21 protein-coding genes, 1 other RNA gene and 1 pseudogene are annotated in these 20,676 nt (G+C 40.0%); 1 reads left to right on the top strand and 22 read right to left on the bottom strand.

Going from position 1 to position 20,676, the window contains the following annotated elements; all coding sequences use genetic code 11:
- Positions 1-45 precede the first annotated feature (45 nt).
- Complete coding sequence (locus OCV43_RS04565) at positions 46-1,254, bottom strand: ROK family transcriptional regulator (RefSeq protein WP_330415590.1); 1,209 nt, start codon at positions 1,252-1,254, stop codon at positions 46-48.
- Between the two features lies 1 nt (position 1,255).
- Here OCV43_RS04565 and OCV43_RS14120 point away from each other — a divergent pair, with 1 nt between their 5' ends.
- Entirely contained in the window at positions 1,256-1,408 is a 153-nt protein-coding gene (locus OCV43_RS14120; RefSeq protein ID WP_416906621.1) for a DUF6774 domain-containing protein, read from the top strand.
- Positions 1,409-2,005: 597 nt separating this feature from the next.
- Here OCV43_RS14120 and OCV43_RS13980 read toward each other — a convergent pair.
- From OCV43_RS13980 to rnpB, 21 genes and pseudogenes are all read right to left on the bottom strand, one after another.
- Positions 2,006-2,086 (bottom strand): annotated as a pseudogene (locus OCV43_RS13980) (cytidylate kinase family protein); the annotation flags it as partial.
- 13 nt (positions 2,087-2,099) lie between these two features.
- Complete coding sequence (locus tag OCV43_RS04550) at positions 2,100-3,488, bottom strand: MATE family efflux transporter (RefSeq protein WP_262623526.1); 1,389 nt, start codon at positions 3,486-3,488, stop codon at positions 2,100-2,102.
- Between the two features lie 230 nt (positions 3,489-3,718).
- Positions 3,719-3,853 (bottom strand): hypothetical protein, encoded by a 135-nt coding sequence (locus OCV43_RS04545; RefSeq protein ID WP_255667826.1) that lies wholly within the window; start codon positions 3,851-3,853, stop codon positions 3,719-3,721.
- Between the two features lie 106 nt (positions 3,854-3,959).
- A complete protein-coding gene (locus OCV43_RS13975; protein WP_262623525.1) occupies positions 3,960-4,178 on the bottom strand; it encodes a recombinase family protein in 219 nt (72 codons plus the stop codon).
- The gene (locus OCV43_RS04535; protein ID WP_262623524.1) at positions 4,108-4,470 is read right to left on the bottom strand and encodes a hypothetical protein; all 363 of its coding nucleotides are present in this window, start codon (positions 4,468-4,470) and stop codon (positions 4,108-4,110) included. Before OCV43_RS04535 ends, OCV43_RS13975 begins: the two co-directional genes overlap by 71 nt.
- Positions 4,471-4,531: 61 nt before the next feature.
- Complete coding sequence (locus OCV43_RS04530; RefSeq protein ID WP_262623523.1) at positions 4,532-5,785, bottom strand: ATP-binding protein; 1,254 nt, start codon at positions 5,783-5,785, stop codon at positions 4,532-4,534.
- Between the two features lie 887 nt (positions 5,786-6,672).
- Entirely contained in the window at positions 6,673-7,752 is a 1,080-nt protein-coding gene (locus OCV43_RS04525; RefSeq protein ID WP_262623522.1) for an alpha/beta hydrolase family protein, read from the bottom strand.
- Between the two features lie 62 nt (positions 7,753-7,814).
- Positions 7,815-7,988 carry a hypothetical protein gene (locus OCV43_RS04520; RefSeq protein WP_022244059.1) on the bottom strand — a complete coding sequence of 58 codons (174 nt, stop codon included), beginning with the start codon at positions 7,986-7,988 and terminating at the stop codon, positions 7,815-7,817.
- 413 nt (positions 7,989-8,401) lie between these two features.
- Positions 8,402-9,265 carry a C39 family peptidase gene (locus OCV43_RS04515; protein ID WP_262623521.1) on the bottom strand — a complete coding sequence of 288 codons (864 nt, stop codon included), beginning with the start codon at positions 9,263-9,265 and terminating at the stop codon, positions 8,402-8,404.
- Positions 9,266-9,395: 130 nt separating this feature from the next.
- Positions 9,396-10,436, bottom strand: coding sequence for a zinc ribbon domain-containing protein (locus OCV43_RS04510; protein WP_262623520.1), 1,041 nt, complete (start codon positions 10,434-10,436; stop codon positions 9,396-9,398).
- A 92-nt stretch (positions 10,437-10,528) separates the two neighbouring features.
- Positions 10,529-11,266, bottom strand: a complete 738-nt coding sequence (locus tag OCV43_RS04505; protein WP_262623519.1) for a YdcF family protein — start codon at positions 11,264-11,266, stop codon at positions 10,529-10,531.
- A complete protein-coding gene (locus OCV43_RS04500; RefSeq protein ID WP_262623518.1) occupies positions 11,263-13,746 on the bottom strand; it encodes a YfhO family protein in 2,484 nt (827 codons plus the stop codon). Before OCV43_RS04500 ends, OCV43_RS04505 begins: the two co-directional genes overlap by 4 nt.
- A 2-nt stretch (positions 13,747-13,748) precedes the next feature.
- On the bottom strand, positions 13,749-15,647 hold the full coding sequence (locus OCV43_RS04495) for an LTA synthase family protein (RefSeq protein WP_262623517.1): 1,899 nt from the start codon (positions 15,645-15,647) through the stop codon (positions 13,749-13,751).
- 83 nt (positions 15,648-15,730) lie between these two features.
- Positions 15,731-16,288: an elongation factor P gene (gene efp, locus OCV43_RS04490; RefSeq protein ID WP_022244047.1), complete on the bottom strand. Its 558-nt coding sequence runs from the start codon at positions 16,286-16,288 to the stop codon at positions 15,731-15,733.
- 158 nt (positions 16,289-16,446) lie between these two features.
- Positions 16,447-16,887 (bottom strand): ribose 5-phosphate isomerase B, encoded by a 441-nt coding sequence (gene rpiB, locus OCV43_RS04485; protein WP_022244046.1) that lies wholly within the window; start codon positions 16,885-16,887, stop codon positions 16,447-16,449.
- Positions 16,884-17,396, bottom strand: a complete 513-nt coding sequence (locus tag OCV43_RS04480) for a YqeG family HAD IIIA-type phosphatase (RefSeq protein WP_227701143.1) — start codon at positions 17,394-17,396, stop codon at positions 16,884-16,886. Before OCV43_RS04480 ends, rpiB begins: the two co-directional genes overlap by 4 nt.
- 12 nt (positions 17,397-17,408) lie before the next feature.
- Positions 17,409-17,948, bottom strand: coding sequence for a hydrolase (locus OCV43_RS04475; RefSeq protein WP_022244044.1), 540 nt, complete (start codon positions 17,946-17,948; stop codon positions 17,409-17,411).
- Between the two features lie 90 nt (positions 17,949-18,038).
- A complete protein-coding gene (locus tag OCV43_RS04470; RefSeq protein ID WP_022244043.1) occupies positions 18,039-18,701 on the bottom strand; it encodes a J domain-containing protein in 663 nt (220 codons plus the stop codon).
- Positions 18,702-18,729: 28 nt separating this feature from the next.
- Positions 18,730-19,629 carry a DUF5685 family protein gene (locus OCV43_RS04465; protein ID WP_117698087.1) on the bottom strand — a complete coding sequence of 300 codons (900 nt, stop codon included), beginning with the start codon at positions 19,627-19,629 and terminating at the stop codon, positions 18,730-18,732.
- 25 nt (positions 19,630-19,654) lie between these two features.
- A complete protein-coding gene (locus OCV43_RS04460; protein ID WP_022244041.1) occupies positions 19,655-20,050 on the bottom strand; it encodes a hypothetical protein in 396 nt (131 codons plus the stop codon).
- A 199-nt stretch (positions 20,051-20,249) separates the two neighbouring features.
- Positions 20,250-20,593: RNase P RNA component class A (rnpB, locus tag OCV43_RS04455), an RNA gene on the bottom strand.
- Positions 20,594-20,676: the final 83 nt, after the last annotated feature.

Here is a 20,676-nt window from a genome sequence, read left to right as displayed (position 1 = left end):
CCGTTTTTTTGCTCACACTTCACTCTGTTTTCACACTATAATAATTTATATTTCCATCATATGTTCCGCAAAAAAATATTTCGCAGCTCCAACAGCCGACGCTTCTTTCCTGTACGAACAGTTCTTCAGGTATGAAACATCATGTTCAAAACCATTATATGCCATCACTTTTTCTCCCAAAGGTATCATATAATCTGAGAGTACACCTCCGACATCGCCCCCCAGTATGATATCCATATCATATGCCATCCGTAGATTTGATATCAAAACAGCAAGATGATCCAGATACTCATTCCATATCTGTAAAACCTTTTTATCTCCACTTTCAAGATTTTCCATAAATGCATCCAGCGACTGCCTGTTATCTTCCGTCAGTACACTTGCAGCACAATATGCATCCGCGCATCCTGATTTACCACAATAACATTTTTTTCCACCGGGAACAAGTATCATATGACCAAACTCTCCTGCTTTCTGGTTTTGTCCGCGATACAGCTTTCCATCTATGCAGAAAGCACCGCCTAATGTATGATTCAAAGACAGATATATCGCATTGGGATACTTCTGCTTTTTTTCTGCAAGCATGGCTGCATTGGCATCATTTTCAAAATACACCGGCATTCCCACAGCCTGCTCTAAAAAGCGGAGACTATAGTTCTCTATCCCTAACGCGTGGGATTTTAAAACAATCCGTTCTTTCTGATCGATAATTCCCGGGATCGCAATACCAATTCCAAGCAGTGTCTCCTTCGCAGGCTCGTCTGCCAGAAAAGTTTCAACCTTTTGTGCCACCTCTGTACAGTAGGATAATTCTGCCGTAAATTTTAAACGGATGCGGTCTTTTTTTACGATCTCATCTCCAAGATTTACCAGTACCATTTCGATATGATTCGCAGTGATCAAAAGCCCCATTGCATGACAATATGACTTATTAATTCCTATACTTTTTGCCTTTCGTCCGCCTGTCGACGCATACTCGCCCACTTCTTCTAACAGTCTTTTCTCCAACAGGTCATTTACGTTTGCTAACACAGTCGGCATACTCAGATTTAATTCTTTCGCGAGCTCCGCTTTGGACATAACCGGATGATTCAGCACATAATTGATGATTTTTTTTCTTGCTATATTTCTTTTATCTTTATTTTCCGTTTTTTTGTCCTCTTTTATTAAATATTTTATAAAAGAATTATATGCTTTTTTATTCTGTTTGTAAAGGGACGATCCGTTAACGCTAAATATCTTATGGACAACCACTATGTCAAACTGTACAAATCTTTTTTACCTCTCCACAATTTCCTGCCAGTTGTCCGAATGCCTGTCGACCGATGAGCTTACGCTTCTTGCCGCAGACCTAGTGGTATTAAGTGATATGCTTGCAAATCTTGCCGCCCGAAAATCAGCCCTTTGATATGCTATTCTTGCTGTTCCATTTTTTACATATATCGTACCGCATTTTATAAAACCATTCTTTTCAATCAGCCTTTGCATAGTTTTATTATCCGCATGAGTATCAACCCTGATATTTAAAGAAATCTTTTTACAATAGTTTAAAGCACACGGGAACAAGCCATGTACCTGACCATCTCCGGCAAGCCTGTGAATCGTCAGATATGGTTCTTCATTCAGCCAGTTACCGCCCTCAATATGCTTATAAGTAGGTTCTGTACCATCAAACACCGAAAATACCCCATGGATTCCATCCTTGTCATATATTACCTTACATGCATTTTTATCAATATCAGATTTTATCAGATCTGCATCCGGGTAAAAATGTCCCCACTGAGTCGGATTTCCGGACTTTATCATATAATCCTGTGCATATCTGTAAATTTTCATAATTTGCTCTAAATCTGCCATTTCAGCATTTTTCACATTCAGCATGCCTTTTATTTACCTCCACATTTTTCTTATGTTACCCAATTCTTCTGTCGTCAAGCAGCTACTCTTCCTCTGTATCATACTTCACTTTCCATAAAAAGAAAAGGTACTGCAAAAAATACAGTACCAAGTTTTTTGCCACTTCTTTCCCCATAAACCGTCCGCCGCTTCCAAACTCTCTGCTGATTGTAATGATTCTTTTTGCCATATCTGCTTCCTCCTTAACTTAAACTTTCCACTTTATTCTTCCGGATTCTCTTTAAAAATACATATCCCACAAGGCATGCAGCAATCTCTGTTATCGGGAATACCCACCAGATTAAGGAAACGTCCATCTGTCCGTTTCTGACTAAACTGGAGAAAACACCTGCCAGCGGTAATATGATGACAAGCTGTCTGAGCAGTGAAATCACAAGCGATTCCATACCACCATCCAGAGCCTGATAAATTCCCTGATATGCCACATTGATTCCGGCAAAAATAAAGCTGATAGAAATAATTCTCATGGCTTCGATAAAATATTCTCTTGACTGTCCTGCATTAAATAAAGTTGCAAAAGCCCCCGGGAAAATTTCTGTAATTGCCACACCAATAATCATAAGCACAATCGTATAAATTAAGCCATATCTGATTCCATCCTGAATCCTCTTTTTACTATGCATTCCGTATGCAAATGCAATAATCGGCGTGATTGCATCTCTAAGTCCAAAGGCAAGGAAGAGTACAAACTGCTGTACTTTATAGAACAATCCATATGCGGTCTGAGCCGAAGGACTGAATTTTAAAATCAGATTCATCACATAAACCATAATAGACATAAGCGCCTGTCCAATAATTGCCGGAAGTCCGATTGCATAGATTTCCCTGATAATTCTGCCCTCTGGTTTCATAAACTTTACACCATGCTCAAATTCCTTATTTAATTTTACATGGAAAATAAATAACAATGCTGCTGATACCACCTGTCCGATTACGGTTGCATAGGCTGCGCCCTCTACTCCCATTTCAGGAACAGGTCCGATGCCATAAATCATAATTGGGTCAAGAATAATATTTACCACTGCTCCCACAACCTGACCAATTGTTGAATAAATGGAACGCCCGGTTGCCTGTAACAGTTTCTCAAATAGTGAGAAGAAAATAATTCCAAATGAAATCACACAGCATATTCTTAAGTAGCTTGTTCCCATTGCAATGACTTCCGAATCTACGGTCTGGGATGAGATGTATGCTTTTACTCCAAACATTCCAAACAGCAGACATAGTGCATAAATAATTACTCCAAGAAATAAGCTGTTTCCCGCAACTTTCGCAGCTTTTTTACTTTTTCCCTCTCCCAGTGTTCTCGCAAGAAGCGCATTGGTTCCCACACCTGTTCCGATTCCCACTGCTACCATAAGCATCTGAACCGGAAATACCAGTGTAAGTGCATTAAGTGCAGCCTCACTTCCTGATTTCATGTTTCCTACAAAGGCACTGTCTACAATGTTATAAACCGCCTGCAATGCCATCGATAAAATCATCGGTATTCCCATCTGCACCATGAGTTTATTCACCGACATCTCTTTCATCTTGTTAGGCATTTCCTTCATCTTATTACTTTCTGCCATCTTAACTTAATCCTCCTTTTTCCATCTGCAGAAGCTGCCACTGGCAGCTTCTTACGGATATTTGGCAATATAAAAAGTGCGTACCTATCTTATAAGTTGGACTTACGCTGATAAGCTACACACTTTTTCATTGCATTATAAAATTACAAAAACGAGCAGCAAAACTGGATTTACGCAATTTTGCTACTCGTTCAGAAGTCATTATATTTTTCTTTTTGGAAAAAGTCAAATTATTTTTCTCTCGTTTTATACTCATCCCATTTTCCACCATATATGCAATTTTCAACGTAAGCCATCATACGATTGTGTAAAATGGTCATATTATACATATTGCTGAGTTCTTCCAACATTTTAACCGGTGGCATATAATTGCCTGCTCGTGTCAACCCTAGACCAAAAAAAACTGATTTTTTTTACCCTCAAATATCACTTTCCATTATACCTGCTATTGCAGTATATTGAAAGCAATATTTATGCTTGCAGAAGAAAGGAGTGCCACATTTCCTCGGCACTCCTTTCACTTGGATCTGTTGCATGGAGTGGAATATTATTGTATTTCTCAATTACTACTTTCCCATGCACCACCGAACCAATGTATGCCTGATTTGTCAATATTGACTTAACTGTTGTTTTGGTCCATACACCATTGGTTTTTACATTCTGCTGGTAACCAAGAGATTTTAAATACATCAAGTCCTACTGATCCATCCCAATATTTTCTAGTAATAAGTTCATCATAAATAACCTGAAACTCATTTTTACCAACTTTTATAAAAGTCATAGGAACAGATACCATTATTACTGAAGAATCTTTTGACTCACATATTTCAATTTGAAAATTATCCGGAATATCCTCAACTCTTATTTGTTTTAATACAGCTTTGGGGATAATTGCCCTTTCTTCATCTTCAACATATTCTTCTCCATCTATCACCAAAGAACACATATCATCTTCTTCATTAGAATACACAACCGTTGCCATTTCTCTGCCTCCTAACTTTATATCCATATTTCTATATCGGAATATATTATCTCCTTCCATACTAAAACTCCAAACTATCCTCATTGAGCAGAAAATATTTCATGCCCATGATCACAAAGCCTTCCTCATTTCTCCAAGGCTTTTTTGTTCCATTTACTATAACAATCTTCTTAAATGAATCCGGAATATTTCGGAGTGAATTAAGTTCCTGTGTTTGCTTTTCCTCAGAAGTCATATCATAAGCCACCTGAATGTAATATCTCTGACTGCCCTGGTTTACTACAAAATCAACCTCTAGCTGCTTATGAACTCTCTTTCCGTCACTATTCTTTGCAAATACATCCACAATACCAACATCTACATTGTAGCCACGCACAAGCAACTCATTATAAACAATGTTTTCCATAATATGAGTCGGCTCCTGCTGTCTGAAGTTTAGTCTGGCATTTCTAAGTCCTATATCCGAAAAATAGTATTTCAGATTGGCTCCTACATATTTTCTCCCCTTAATATCATACCGGTTCGCTTTAGAAATCAAAAATGCCTCTGCCAAATAATCAATATGATTGGATATAGTTTTATTGCTGTAATTGATACCTCTCTCACTTTTGAAAGTATTTGATATTTTTGTTGGATTGGTAGGTGCTCCTATGGCAGAAGCAAGAATGTCCACCAAAGTTCCAATCACATCAACATTTTGAATTTTGTTTCGCTCTACCACATCCTTGATATAAACATTGGTAAAAATATTTTTAAGATACTCAGCCTTCTGGCGTTCTACAGAAAATTGTGCCACTTGTGGTAAACCACCGTATATCATATATTCTTCCCAAGCATCATCATAATCTCCATCATAAGCCGCATAGAACTCTGCAAAAGACAACGGATAAATTCTTATCTCATCTCCTCTGCCTCTAAATTCAGTTACAATGTCACTAGATAAAAATTTAGAATTACTGCCGGTTACATACACATCAATGTTACTGATACGAAGCAAACTGTTCAGCACTTCCTCAAATCGTGGCATAAACTGTACTTCGTCCAAGAGCAGATAATACTTCCGGTCATCTTCCACCCGCTCTTTAATATGCTGATAACACTTCTTTGGATCTCTCAGTTCCTCATTTTCAATGCCATCTAAAGCAATCTCAATGATGTGGTCATTATCTATGCCACTCTCCAGTAAATACTTCTTAAACAACACAAATAACAGGAATGATTTGCCGCATCTCCTGATTCCTGTGATAATCTTAATCATTCCGTTATCTTTTCTTATCTTTAACTGTTCAAGGTATAAATCTCTCTTAATCTCCATAGTGTCGCTCCTTGTTTTTGTGCATTGCACGAATTTTGGTAATACTATTTTACCACTAAATTATTTTCACTTCAATAGCCATTACTATTTTTTGTGCATTTGCACTTTTTTATGTAATGATTATAGATAATATGCAAAAAGGATACCTACACCATGTCCTGTAACACGATATAAGTATCCCTTTGCTTGATAACTACAACACATATAAATAGACTCTCAGAAATTAATCAATTTTTTCACAAAATCTATAATTTGACGGGTATTCCAAACACCACAAATCTTCTCCGTATGGAATATCCAAAGTATGGTTTTCGCTTAACACATATTCTTTGCCATTAAGCTTAAACACGCTTCCCGGCTCATAATTCATAAGCTGATACCCTGTGGATGTTATATGTTCATATTTACTGTCATATCTTGCCTTTGACTGTATGGCACTTGTGTTTTCGCTTTTGGTATAATATTGTGTTGTTTCCCGATTCCCCATTCTAATAGTAAAATATGTTTCTCCATGTTTTCGTACCTTAGAGCTGTCATTATTGATAACCAGCAACAACAAATCAGAAATATAACTATTTTTTCTGATGCAAACGATGAATATATCTCTGAATAAGCTACAGAATTATTACCTCTCACATATAAATCAATCATCCCATTTTGCATAGTTTGTTACCGTCTTATTGGTAACCTTAAGTTCTTTGCTGACTTCGATAGGCGTGAACTCTCTTTTGTAGTTCTTCATGAGCAGCAAGAGCAATTCTTTTTCTCTACTTTTTAGATACGAAAGGCTTCCCTCCAATTTTTCACCGTTTGAGCTCTCCGACAATTCGCAAACCTTATTTGAATACAGCAGTACCATGCGAAGGAAATATTACACTATTTTTTCACTATTTTACATTATTCTTTTCACTATCTTCTTCCTGCTCCTGCCCTTCCAGAAACGCCTTTATCTTCTCACCATCCTCTGGTCGGATTTCTCCGTGGGAATTTCCATCAAAGGTGATATATTCGTAGGTCTTTCCTGCCTGCTCTAATGCTTCTGTTAATTTATCTGCCTGTGCAACGGATACTTTTTCATCTCCGGTGGCATGAATGATAAGCAGCGGTGTATTAATTTCATCCGCCCAATAGGTTGCAGAACGTTTCTCATATTCCTCCGACATCTCTTCCGGGGAACCGCCTACCAAAGAATCGAATATGGTCTGCATATCACTTCTTTCCTCATATGACATAAAGCAATCGGAAAGGCCAGATACGACAACTGCCTTATGCACCCGTTCATCCTTACTTAACACTTCATAAGTCATCATTCCGCCTCTGGAAATACCCAGCATATTTATGGCATCCTTATCAATATAGGAAAATTGCTCACACAAATCCAAAATCCGGACTACATCATCCACATCTGCTCCGCCAAACTGGTCTTCTCCTTCACTGCTTCCACATCCCCTGTAGTTTGATGCAATGCAAATGGTATGAAGCTGATAGGCATAAAAGCAGGTTTCTATATTTTCCAATGCTCCGTAATCCTGATTTCCACCATGATTATAAATAAGACAGGAAGTCTTTTGTCCATCCAGTAAATCTTTTGGTGCACTGAAATATCCTTCAATTTTCAGTCCATCGCTATCATAATAAAACCGATAAGATACATATTCTGATAAATCGATTCCTGCCTGGCTCTCATAATCTTCCAGATCTATTTTTTCATATTCTGTAATTCCAGCCTGACGAAAGTTCTCTTCTACCAGCTCGTCTGCGTCCAAAGACTCTTTATCCGCAGGTGCAGTTTCTGTTTCCGATTCTGATTCTGAGTCTGATTCCATCTGTGACTCTGTTTCCGTTTTATTTTCTGTCTCAGTCTTCGTTTTATTTTTTCTCTGATTTCCTGCCACTACAACTACAATCACTGCCAGAATAATAATTCCAAGCAGTACCCCAATTTCAATAACCTTTTCCTTTTTCATAATTTTTGCTAAACCTCCCGCCTTGCCGCTTCGATTTTTATCTTCCCTAACTCCTTTATCCGCTATTCTATAATCTCATACTGCATCAGTTCGTATTTTAACTTGCTTCCCTCCATAATTTCTGCCGGAAGAAGTGCTCTTGCCACAAGTTTCAAATCATCTGAAGCAATGTCTGTCCTCTTTAAATTTGCATAGTCTCCATCGATGGATACGACTTCGTAATACCATGTTTCCATATTCTATAGCTCCCTTCTTGTTAAAATATTTGTAAAGGAGTGGGAAATGTGATGCCGGTTTTCTTCCGGCATTCGTGCGATGTAATATCTGGCTTATTCTCCGAACCCGGATGCTCCATAAGAACTGCAAGAGGCACTAAGAATTTCGATTTCATTTTTATTTTCTTCTGGCAACCGGTGCAAATTCACATCCATGTTCATATGCACCTCGCTGGCACTTCCATGTGCCAGCGTTGCCGGACTCCATCCGAAATTTTAAGTGCCTCTAACAGTCCTTATCAGGCATCCTCACTTCGGAGAACAATCCAGATATTGCCACACTACCGTTAGAAAAATTACTCCCAATATTTCCCACTCGCCTTTCAAATCATTTTATCAAGAATTATAGCAGATTTTCGTAAAGAATGCCACTTCTACTGATACACCCATAAATCCCGGATCTGGCTCATAAGGTCGTCTATCTTCCATGTCTTCTTACTGTTCTTTTTACTGTTGGAATCATTCACTGTTATTTTTCCATCGGAATCTACTCCTGTTAATACAATAAAATGTCCGGATGTGGTAAAATCTCCCGGTCCCATGATACAGATAATCGGATGTCCCTGGGATAATTCCTGCCGGATACTGTCTTCGCTGAGACTCAGCTCCTGTGCGGATAAGCCAAGCTTTGTGGCAAGTTCCGTCATCATACTCCAGGCGGAACCGCTTCCATTCACATAGAAGCCATCCTCCTGTGCCATCTGGGCAACGGTATAAGGATTCATGGAAGTATCTCCGGTCAGTCCCACATAGACCATGGACAATGCCGTGGGACCGCATCCTGTAATTGCAAGGAAATTATCTCCATAGGTTCTATAGCCCCAACGCTCGTCCCACTGAAGGAAAAGCGGTATTTTACCATCTGTTACATCCGATGAAATATCAATCGGCTGCTCGTTGTTTCCATTCTTCTTATAATCAAGCACAAACTGTCTTGCTTCTTCATTTTTCTCGTAAAGTTGTACAAGGCTTTCCGGATACCCCTCTGCCGTAAGTGTTGCCTCTGATTTTACATTCCAGTGATTTAAGAAGCCTTGCACAAATGATGTTCTGCCCGCGGCAAAAACTACCAGCAGAATTATTGCTGCCACAAATATTCTTTTGATTCTTCGCATTCTTCTTGCTTTTTTCCGGCGCATGCTCCGCTTTCTCATTTCTTTTGCATGTTGTGTGTTCCGCTGTCCGGCTGCTCCTGATTGTTGTAAATTTCGTTGTCCTGCATGTTCTGACTGCATCATAAAAAACACCCCTTTTTCATTCTTTACATTTAGTAAAGCACACGAAAAAGGAGTGTTCTTAAAGATATTCTATTTCATTTCTTAGATTATTCTTAACAGAAAAATAAATTTCTAAATGATATATTAATATTTACCAGTCGCTATCCCAGTCAGATGAATTAGAATCCCAGCTGTCATTGGAATCCCAGTCATATCCACTGTCTGAACTGCTGTCCGAGCTGTCTGAGCCATAATGCTCTTCATAATATCTGCTGTCTTCAAAATTGGTAATGCTGTTATCCCAGTCATAGCCATTCTGATAAGTCATTTCATAATCAGAACGGTTATTTAAAATATCATCCGGTACCTCATCACTGTCTATCTTATCATAGTCATAACCATCATACTCGAACCAGTTATTGTGGCTGTGTACATAGACCGTATTTTGGTACTGGTAATAACTTGCCTTCTTGTAATTATGTATCGGAATCAGAATGATTAAAAAGCACATCAGGAAACAAACGGCACAGGTTAAGAATTTCTTTCCGGCAAATCCCTGATATATCTTTTCAAATACCGTGCTTTTTCCCCTTAACCCACAAACAATAAGGTCTAATATCACTGCCACAGGTGCTGCGGCAATCAGTGCAATAAAAAGTGCTGTTCCAATTCCCCGGTATAATGTATCTAACACAAAGAGTACAAAGGAACCAAAAAAGAAAAGAAAGAATGCTCCAATCCCGGCAAAGGTTCTTCCTATTACCTTTCCTGTTGACATTGGCTTTCTGTTATTTCCATAACTGCTTCTTACATTTCCGGCCCGATTATGTTCCTTCTGGTTTAAGATTTCCTCTTTTAACTTAAGATACAGTTCATTTACCGCATAGGCTTCATCCGTTCCCTGATAGCGGATTGCCCGCTCGCCGTTTGCCTTGTTCTTATAGACAATAACATTCTGTCCTTCCCGGTAAATACCAAAGGCTTTGGGCTGTGTGTAATTGATTCCGATAAAGAATCTCGTCACTTCATACGGCGGCAGATTCCGTGCCTGATACCACTGCTGCAATTCTTCAATAGTCTTTGGCGTATGGTCTGCAGTACGCTTTACTGCCTGATTGGTGGCTCCACAGTAAGGACATTTCTCATCTGTTTCCTTAATGATGGAGCCACAGTATTCGCATTTAATCTCCATAGCTATATAAACCCTTTCTCCATAAAACTCCTGTTACTTTTTATACTATTCTATTCTTCCACCCGATGCAAGCCCATTTAGAATCCGCATAATTACAGCAAAAATTTTATCTCTGCCAAAAATTCCCGCAGCATATTATTTGGAAGATAAACCGGTGTAGACTTTGCTGCTATTCCACAGACATTGTCCAGTCCGTATTTTCGTGCAATCTGCTTTGCCCGGAACAGATGAAAATCATTGGTGATAATTCCAACGGATGCCCCATCTTTTATCAGTGCCTTGCTGTACTCCATATTCTGCTCTGTATTTAAGGACTTATCCTCTAAGAGAATCCGGGACGCATCAATCCCCTGTTCTTTTAAATACTGTGCCATTCCTTCGGCTTCGGAATATGGTTCATTTGCACCCTGTCCGCCGGATACGATGCAGATTGTCTTTGGATTATCCTCTAAATATTCCACTGCCTCATCCAGCCGGTATTTTAACGCAGCGCTTGGTCCGCTTTCCCTCACCTGTGCCCCCAGCACAATAATATAGTCAAGTCCCGCTTCGCCTTTTTCATGCATCTGACTTATAATACAGCCTTCTACGATGAAAAATGCTGTAAATCCCACTGCAACGACAGCAATACAGATTCCCTTAACCAGCCGGGGAACTTTCTTCCAGAAAGATTTCCAGATAGAATACCCAAACAGGAAGGAAAGTACCGCCAGCCCAATCCACACAAGAAAAAATGATGTTCCGGAACCCGTTGCCAGTACCATCCCAGAATAAACAACACAAAGTACCGTCAGTACCGTAAATATCAGAAATGTTATTTTTTTCTTCATGCCCTCTCTCCTCGTTTTCTCACAACAACCGGTATCCAGGTAATGCAAAGGAATAAGAACAATGCTCCACCGGAAAGCAATGCTCCCAGTTTCAGATTCGGTGTTGTATATTTTAATATAATATCATGGCTGCCTTCTTTTAATGGAATGCTGATAAACGCATCGCAGAAATGCTCATAATCCACTTCTTCCCCATCCACAAAGACATGCCAGCCTTCATCATCCGGCACGGACAGCAAAAGAGTTCCGGCTTTTTTTACGTTGATGCTGCCTTCGATTCTGCTGTCACTGTAGGATTTTAACTCCATGGTCTGCTGGGATAATGTATGATATGCTGCCTGAAATGCTGCATCATTTAACCGGTAGCCCTGCACCAGTATCTGATCCGTATCGGCAGAAGTCAGCGTAATATCTTCCCCAGCCTCACAATAGCCCAAATCCAGTAAATAGACATGGTCACATTTAGAAAATGTCCGCGTGCGGTTTCCAGTGGTTGCGGTAACGGTTTTGGCATCCTTCATCGTATAATAACCATAATAATAACCGGTTTCCGTTACCTGAATCACGGTTTTGCCATCATGTAATTCTGCATCCACCGGCTCTAAAAGATTCTCCGTTGCACCAAGGGCATAGGCGAGTTCATTCTGTGCCATTATCGGTGTTCCAAGGGTAAAATCCCACTTTTCCGTCAAATCACTATCTACCATAAAACCAAGTGGCAGTGTATAAGTATTTTCATATAAGTATATGCCATTCTGTTCTGATATCAGACTTCGATACGGACTTTCCTCTTCTGCACTGTCCGTCAGGATATATTTTACCGAAAGCAGCGAGGAAGTAAGCATCGTTGCACCATTATAGCAGTAATAATTCTTACCGCCTTCCATTCCCATCTCCCGGTAGAAATCTGCCACATCTTTATTTATAAGAGAAGAAAAAATAGATGCGGATGCATAGTTTGAAAGTGCCGATTCATTCTTCGTCATCCGGTTAAACTTATCCATACGGAAGAAACCGTCATCCTCTGCTCCTGCTGTCTCCGCCAATGTTTTATAATCCTCTAAATGCTGGGTATACAGCGTCCGGCTGGTAGTAGAAATACTGGTCGTGTCAAGATTTACGCCTGCCTCGGCACATACCAGAATCACCGCAAATATCGATACGATAGTCCGCATCGTCTTATCCTTCCGCCGATAGAATAACAGCAGAAGTGCATAACCTAAAATCAAAAGTCCTGTTAAAAGCATCTGCTCCGGTGTCACCTGCTCTAAATCTGTAAACCGGAAACATAAAACCAATACCAGCTCCGCTAACAGGAATGCAAATAGGATTTTAAAAATGCTATTGCCTCTTTCTTCCCGCACTGCTTCATAACCTAAGGTCAGCAGTAAAAATGCAAATAAAAAGGTCTGTCTTGCCGGAAGTCCATCCGGAAAATGAAAGCCATGCCAGATAAAATCCAGTTTATTATTTGCAAAGCTCACAAAGAAAAATGCCACCAGTAAGAGCCTTGGAATCTTTGCACCAATTCGGATCCTGCGATTCAAAAGATAAAGGAATAATAATAATAAAATTGCCGCTCCGCAGTAAAGATTTGGCATATGTCCTACCGTAGAAGACGGCTCGACACCAATGCAGAACCTTGCTGCTTCATCCAGCAGGCCAAAATACCACTCCATTTTTTCCGGAAAAGAGATTCCACCGGAACCACTTCCGTTTAATGCCACAATCTCCGGCAGAATCAGTATTGCTCCCATACCGCCTGCCAGGATGGAGCCGACCGCAAATTTAAGAATTGCTTTTCCTATTCCGCTTTTCTGCTCTAATATCAGAATCACAAAATAAAGCACCAGATAGATGCAGACCATAATGGAAATATAGTAGTTTGAAAGAATCGAAACCGCCAGTGTTACCACATAAAGCGTCATCTTCTTTCCTTCTACCAGTCTTTCTAAGCCCAGCAAAATAAGCGGCAATAACACCACCGTATCCAGCCACATAATATCCCAGTTATAAGCACACATAAACCCGGATAACGCATAAAATACCGCAAATAAAGCAATGCGATATCCATTATCTTTATAATGCCGGTTTAGGTAAAATGCAAAAGTAAGTCCGCTAAGTCCAGTCTTAATTAAAATCAATACCGTCATAAATTCGATTACCAGATTAGACGGACATAATAATAACAGCCAGTTAAAAGGACTGGAAAGATAATATGCCATCAGAGATACAAAATCTGTACCAAGCCCCAGATTCCATGTATATAATAACCCGCTTCCGCTCTTTAACTTATTCATGAATTCCGTAAAAAACGGTGCATACTGGTGATACATATCAATATGCAGAAAACACTGATTGCCAAAAGGATAAATCTCATGGCCAATGCAGACTCCCAGTGCAAGAAAAAACGGAATGCAAAAAGCCAGTATTAACGGCATCTTCTTATTGTTTTTGATTCGAAGTAATCTTTCCTTCATTTCTATTTTTCTCCATCCCAGTCAAATAAAAGATAATACTGCAGCGTCTGATAATTAAGCCATGCATCACTGCCTTCTGCTTCCGTATGCTGCGTGGAAATCAATGGCATCTCCTTTTTTTGTTCCAGTAAATAATTCTGATAATCCGACAACGGAATTCCTGCTACTTCCATCATCTGTGTCCCCAGATAGTTGGCACTGCTCTCCTGATTTACCGCCTCATCAATATCATAATTTGCCCAGATAACATAAGGCACCTTATAACGAAGCTGATTTTCTTTTTCTGTTAAATCAGAGGATGATTTGCCTTCTAAATTCCAGATTGGCTCCACCACCGCATCTGTCGGCTGGTGGTCACCAAAGAATACGATAACCGTAGGTTCGTCCTGTGTCTCAAAATAATCAATCAGCTTTTCCAATGCAGCATCCGATAATTTTACCAGTGTCAGATATTCCGATAATTGGGCAGATACCGTTCCATCTACTGTAACATTTCCCTGAAGATTCTGATAGCCGTCGGTATATGGGCTGTGATTCTGCATGGTTACATTAAAGATAAATGCCGGCGTTCCTGCATCCTTCTTCTCATATGTCTCAATAATCTTATCCACACAGGATGAATCATCAATATAGCCCCGCTCATAGGTGGAACCATAGAAATCCGTGGAAGAATAAAAGCTGTCAAATCCCAGCAGCGGATATATCTTATCCCGGTTCCAGCCGGACGCATAATACGGATGCATGGCATATGTCTCATAGCCCAAGCTCTTTAGATAGGATGCCATGCTTGGTGTATCCTTCGTAATATACTGCTGATACGGAATACTACCAGCCGGAAGAAATGCCATGGTATCTCCCGTTAAAAATTCAAATTCCGTATTTGCTGTATTTCCACCCTTCACCGATACATTCAAATATCCGGTCTGGGTATTTTCTGCCCTCTGTTGCAGGCTGTGAATAAACGGCATATAATCTTCATTTACCGGAAGTGCCTCATCGGACAGGACCCCCAAATCGGAAAAGGCTTCATCCATAATGACGATAACATTCGGAAGCTGGTCTGTTGTTTCTTTCTGATTTGCGAATTCCTCTCCAACATTATTTCTCTGGTCGGATGCCGTCCATTCAAGACCATCCTCTTTTTCTAATAATTTCTTTGCCTTTTCAACGGAATATCCTTCCGGCTTCTCCACCTTAAGATACTGTATATCCATAAGAAACGTCACAGCAAAGCCATTTCGTTCATACATGACTGTAGGCGTAAAAAGGAACGGATAAAGCTGTAATTCACTTACCATTGCATCATCCTGTACCATCCAGCCAATTCCTGCCATACAGGCAATAGAAATCACAGCACTACCTGCACGGAGCAATATCTTTTTCCGTGAAATATGAATCTTTGCATAACGCTCCGTAAATGCCAGAAAGAGCATCAGAAGAATCAATGCAATCTGACGGGGCGGCAAAGTATAATCATAGCCTCCGGCAACACTGGCTGCCGTTCCAAGAGACAGTAAATCCCACGGAACCACCGGAGAACCACGGAAGGAAATGACATAATAATTCGCAATGCTCAGTGCAATTCCAAGAATTGTCTCCGTGCGAAGTGCAATCACTGCACTTCCGGTAATCGCCAGCAGCAGCCACACAAAAGCCTCAAATAAAAGGAGATTTAGAATTTGTGCTCTCCACCTGGTTCTTACAAAAGGATTATATGTCATAAATGCAGTAATATAAAAAAGCAGAACCGGATATCCGAATAATATCGCATATTTCAACCACTTTGGTGCTTCTGCATGATAAATCCTTTTTATGAAATTTTTCTCTTTTCTGCTTTCTTCCTGCATAGCCTGTTTCCTCAACTTTCCATTCTCATTGCCATAACCTGCTGGTACTGCCACTGACAGTTCTTTCCTAATACCCGGCAACAGAAAAAGGAGTTTCAAAACAACTGTTTTGAAACTCCCACATATTTCGCATAAAATTATACTCTGGATAAATACTCACCAGTTCTTGTATCGATTTTAATGACATCATCCTGCTCTACGAATAATGGAACCATTACAGTTGCACCAGTCTCAACAGTTGCAGGTTTTGTTGCACCTGTTGCAGTATCACCCTTGAATCCAGGTTCTGTCTCTGTAATCTGAAGTTCAACAAACAATGGTGGTTCAACAGCAAATACGTTGCCATTGTGAGAACAGATTTTACACATTTCGTTCTCTTTTACAAATTTTAAGGTATCACCGATGGTTGTCTTATCTAAAGCAATCTGCTCATAGTTTTCAACATCCATGAAGTAATACAGATCTCCGTCAGAATATAAATACTGCATATCTTTACGGTCGATACGTGCCTGTGGGCATTTCTCTGTTGGACGGAAAGTTTTCTCAACTACACCGCCACTCTTGATATTCTTTAATTTGGTTCTGACAAATGCAGCACCCTTTCCAGGTTTAACGTGCTGGAATTCAATAATCTGATAAATATTTCCTTCTAATTCGATTGTAATTCCGTTTCTGAAATCTCCTGCTGAAATCATCGATATTCCTCCTAATTTTCGTTGCTAAGCACCATAAGACGCTGCCATCGGCAGGTTCTTACGGGTATTGGAAAAAATTCTCATTCCAAACTTGTCACTCACTCGTTCTATTCTATAATAAAACAAGCCATTTTTCAACCTTTTTTTGTGACTTTACCCTATCTTGATTCAATTTCGTGAATCATGGCAATACGTTTTTCATGTCTGCCACCCTGAAATTCTGCATTCAGGTATGCTTTTACAATATCTTTTGCCTTCTCGATTCCAACAATTCTTGCTCCAAATGCGATGATATTGGCATTGTTATGTTCTTTTACCAGATGCGCAGTTGTTACATCAGAACATACTGCTGCACGGACACCTTTTACCTTATTAGCAGCTAAAGAGATTCCAACCCCGGTACCACAGATTAATACGCCACAGTCTACTTCCCCGGCTGCAACTGCACGTCCTACTTTTTCACCATACTCCGGATAGTCACAGCTCTCGGTAGAATCTGTTCCGTAATTTACAACTTCATGTCCCATTTCCTCTAAATACTTTTTAATTGCGAATTTCATTTCGACTGCACTGTGGTCATTTCCAATTCCGATTTTCATGATTTTTCTTCCTTCTTTCTCTTCCTTGTATAAAAAAATAACACAATTTTCTCCAGGTATCTCTTTAAAACAATCTGTATTTCTTCTTTCGGATGTATCGGTTTTACCAGAATTGTACGGATTCCCGCACGGTTTGCCCCATACACATCAGTAAATATCTGGTCTCCCACAAATAACGTATTCTCCGTAGTGGTTCCCATCTCTTCCATTGCCTTAAGATAATTTTTCGTTGACGGTTTTCCTGCCTTGTAAATATAAGAAACATTTACCGCATCATTGAACATCTTCACCCGTGGTTCCTTGTTATTCGATAACAGCATACAATGATAACCCAGCTCTTTTAAATGAGCAAACAGCTTTTTTGCCCGCTCATCCGCCGGTGCTCCGTGTGGAACAAGTGTATTATCAATATCAAAAATAATGCCCCGGTATCCCTCTTCATAAAGTTTATCAAAGTCAATGACATAGGTAGAATCCAGATATTCATCGGGATAAAATCTTTGCAGCATATCCTGTCTCCTTTATTTAATCAGTGCAGAAATCTGTTTAAATACCGGTCCGCCTGCCTTACGTGTCAATTCAAATAAAATAGCTTCCTTAGATGTAATCAGAATGCCTTCCTGTTCTGCTCTCTTTAAACCAAGTTCCTTATCCAGTTCTTTTCTTGAAGATACACAGTCTGCTACGATAACCGGCTGATACCCTGCTGCCTTTAAATCAATGGCTGTCTGAAGTACACAGATATGTGCTTCAATTCCACAAATCAGGACATTTTTACGCTCTTTATCCATTGCTTCATATACCGCTTCTGTTTCATATGCAGAAAATGTGGTCTTGTCATATGCCACATCACTTCCAATTGCTTCACAAATCTCCGGAATATTATTTCCTAATCCCTTGGCATACTGTGTGGTCAATACCATCGGTATTTCCAATAAATTAAGTCCCTTTAATAATGCAGCAGAATTTGCCACAAGTTCCTCTCTTCCTGACATTGCCGGCAAAATCTTCTCCTGATAGTCAATTACAATACATGATGTATTTTCAGCTAAAATTCTCATTTCTAATCTCCATTTCTGTTTTTTTCATCCTACAGTATAGCAGAAGTTTTCATTCTTGCAAATAAAAAAGAACATCTAAAATATGGTTTTCTAATATGGTCTGAAACAACAACAGTTACATAAAAGATTCAATAACAGCATACTCATGCACCAGCCGCTGCTGCCGGAATATGGCCGTTCATATTCGCCGCCTCTGCTCTGATACCATGTTCCACCAAACTCTAACTGCTGCTGCAGCTGACGATATTCCATATTACTCGGTTCCATATTGACAGCCTGACTGGCATGCTCCTTTGCCGTTACATTATTACCGCTTCCGGCATTGGCAATTGCACTGTAATAATACCAGCGTGCCGTTCTGTCCGAAATACCATCTAACACATGCAATGCTTCTTTAAAACAACGATTCCGGATGTAATTTGCAGCCGCCTGCATCTCTACCGATTCACCGGAAGCACTGCTGCCATAGCCGCTGTTTCCATATGCACCATTGGTTCTGCCATAGCCAAAACCACCATAACCGTAGGCGCCACCGCCGCCGTAACCGCTTCCATAGCTGTAACCCTGCTGTTTCTGTTTCATAATCTGGTCATACGCCATCTGTACTTCTTTAAATTTTTCTTCTGCCTGTGCACGGTCAGGATTATTTACATTGGCATCCGGATGATATTTGCGGCTCAGATTCCGGTATGCCCGTTTGATTTCTTCATCTGTTGCTCCCGGAGCTATGCCCAGCACCTTGTATGGGTCCATACTACTTACTCCTTCTTAATTCTTAACTTCACTTTGTTGCACTTTTCCTGTCTGCCTTCTGTTTTTCGGCTTTCTGTTTTTCAAGAAGCTTCTGCTGCTTCCGCTCACGTTTCAGTCTGTTGTACTCATATTTCGTCCAGACTCCGGAATATAATACATTCCGCAGAATGTCTGCATGCATAAGAATTGGCAGACGTTCAAAGGACTTGGCACACTCTGACATCATACTGGTCAGCAACAGCTTCACAAAGGTATCCAGATTCTGCATATCCTCTTTCCGCTGTACCCGGAAAACATTGTATGCATTTTTACGCTTATCTGTTTCAAAATCCTCATAGGCATCCATCAGATAAACAAACTTCCCTAAATAGAATCCAAAATATCTGAGTTCTTCTGCCCATATGTCTTCCCGCCATGCAAAAATTTCGCCCAGCATGGTTCCTGTCAGTCCTGATATTTTATCAATATTGGATTCCTGTGCATCCTCTGCCTTACCCAGTTCTTCGATATAGGTTTCTACTGCCTTTACCTGTCTTGGGTATTTTGCCATGATGCGATTATAATCTTTTCCCAGCATTCTGGCAAATGCTTTTTTCGAATAAGAACGATTGTCTCTCCAGTCATCTTCAAAATTCTGGTAGGAAAGAATAATATTCATATCAGCAGCATATTCTGTTGCTTCATTGATTCTGGCTGTCCGTTTTTTCGTCGGATGCAGTGCACATACAAAATCTGTGCTTTTATCCTCCAGCTCATAAAGTCCGGTCAGAAGCACTACCAGAAATGTCATGTCATAGTTTAAAAGCATCTGGCCTTTACGGCCGGAAACCTCCTTTAGTTTCTGACAAAGTCCGCAGTAATAACCCTGGTAAATCTTTTTATTTTCATCTGATAATTCATTACGATTGATATTTACATATCCAAACATACTGCTTCCTCCAAATAGCTACAGCTCAACTTTTCTTTATGAATTCCATTCTGCATTTTGGACAGGTAATGCAGATTTTACCTTTTCCCTTTGGGACACGAACCTTCTGTTTACATCCCGGACAACGATAAAACCGGTAAATCTTACGCTGCTGCCACTGTTTCTTCCATGCATCCTTTTTTACCACCGCACGATATTTTGCATTCAAATACTTCTGATTCTGTGCATACATCTTGGAAATGTTCTTCGAAAACATACGATAATAAGTATACACCAGAAGAACAATTCCAGCTATATAAAATATACCAAGGTGGCTAAAAATTGAAACTACCAGTAATATCAGTGCAATTCCAAGATATAATCTTGATAACTGATCTACTCCATATCTTCCTGACATAAATCTCGCTAACTTCTCTTTCAAATATAAGACCTCTCTTCTTTTTATATCTACGCACCTGCCACCGGCAGTTCCTTACAGATGCTTACGCAAAAATATGGTGATATGTATGTTCACATATCACCATACCCTGATATTCATCTTAAGTCCCCTGCTTTTCTGTGTCAACAGAGTTATTGTCTTTTAAGAAACATTTTAGAATTACATTAGATTTGATAGTAAGAAACCAAGCAGGGCTGTAAGCCGGGTTATGTTGAAAATGGTCATCTATCTAGGACGGCTGTTGCCAACCGCCTCAAGCAACCTACCTTAAGCTGGCGGGCCACGTCAATGCTTAAATCTGGTCTTGCTTCGAATGGGGTTTACAGAGCCATCTCTGTTACCAGAGATGCGGTAGTCTCTTACACTGCCTTTCCACCCTTACCAGTTACCTGGCGGTACATTTCTGTTGCACTTTCCTTGGAGTTGCCTCCACCGGACGTTATCCGGCATCCTGCCCTGCGAAGCCCGGACTTTCCTCGTCTGTATGTCTTTCGACAATGCAGCCGCGACCATTCACCCTACTTGGTTCTTCATGGTTTTATTATATGGTAACGTTACCAGTTTTTCAACCCTTTTTTGATTTTACAGATTGCTTTTCCGGTCTTATA

It is taken from the genome of Roseburia amylophila (assembly GCF_025567465.1).
Lineage (GTDB): Bacteria > Bacillota > Clostridia > Lachnospirales > Lachnospiraceae > Roseburia_C > Roseburia_C amylophila.
This window is presented reverse-complemented; position numbering and strand designations above follow the sequence as displayed.

Excerpts from the sequence above, each read along its gene's own strand:
- OCV43_RS14120 (WP_416906621.1), top strand. The coding sequence starts at position 1,256 with ATGTCAAACTGTACAAATCTTTTTTACCTCTCCACAATTTCCTGCCAG.
- OCV43_RS04550 (WP_262623526.1), bottom strand. The coding sequence starts at position 3,488 with ATGGCAGAAAGTAATAAGATGAAGGAAATGCCTAACAAGATGAAAGAG.
- OCV43_RS04545 (WP_255667826.1), bottom strand. The coding sequence starts at position 3,853 with ATGCCACCGGTTAAAATGTTGGAAGAACTCAGCAATATGTATAATATG.
- OCV43_RS13975 (WP_262623525.1), bottom strand. The coding sequence starts at position 4,178 with ATGTATTTAAAATCTCTTGGTTACCAGCAGAATGTAAAAACCAATGGT.
- OCV43_RS04535 (WP_262623524.1), bottom strand. The coding sequence starts at position 4,470 with ATGGCAACGGTTGTGTATTCTAATGAAGAAGATGATATGTGTTCTTTG.
- OCV43_RS04530 (WP_262623523.1), bottom strand. The coding sequence starts at position 5,785 with ATGGAGATTAAGAGAGATTTATACCTTGAACAGTTAAAGATAAGAAAA.
- OCV43_RS04525 (WP_262623522.1), bottom strand. The coding sequence starts at position 7,752 with ATGAAAAAGGAAAAGGTTATTGAAATTGGGGTACTGCTTGGAATTATT.
- OCV43_RS04520 (WP_022244059.1), bottom strand. The coding sequence starts at position 7,988 with ATGGAAACATGGTATTACGAAGTCGTATCCATCGATGGAGACTATGCA.
- OCV43_RS04515 (WP_262623521.1), bottom strand. The coding sequence starts at position 9,265 with ATGATGCAGTCAGAACATGCAGGACAACGAAATTTACAACAATCAGGA.
- OCV43_RS04510 (WP_262623520.1), bottom strand. The coding sequence starts at position 10,436 with ATGGAGATTAAATGCGAATACTGTGGCTCCATCATTAAGGAAACAGAT.
- OCV43_RS04505 (WP_262623519.1), bottom strand. The coding sequence starts at position 11,266 with ATGAAGAAAAAAATAACATTTCTGATATTTACGGTACTGACGGTACTT.
- OCV43_RS04500 (WP_262623518.1), bottom strand. The coding sequence starts at position 13,746 with ATGAAGGAAAGATTACTTCGAATCAAAAACAATAAGAAGATGCCGTTA.
- efp (WP_022244047.1), bottom strand. The coding sequence starts at position 16,288 with ATGATTTCAGCAGGAGATTTCAGAAACGGAATTACAATCGAATTAGAA.
- rpiB (WP_022244046.1), bottom strand. The coding sequence starts at position 16,887 with ATGAAAATCGGAATTGGAAATGACCACAGTGCAGTCGAAATGAAATTC.
- OCV43_RS04480 (WP_227701143.1), bottom strand. The coding sequence starts at position 17,396 with ATGCTGCAAAGATTTTATCCCGATGAATATCTGGATTCTACCTATGTC.
- OCV43_RS04475 (WP_022244044.1), bottom strand. The coding sequence starts at position 17,948 with ATGAGAATTTTAGCTGAAAATACATCATGTATTGTAATTGACTATCAG.
- OCV43_RS04470 (WP_022244043.1), bottom strand. The coding sequence starts at position 18,701 with ATGGACCCATACAAGGTGCTGGGCATAGCTCCGGGAGCAACAGATGAA.
- OCV43_RS04465 (WP_117698087.1), bottom strand. The coding sequence starts at position 19,629 with ATGTTTGGATATGTAAATATCAATCGTAATGAATTATCAGATGAAAAT.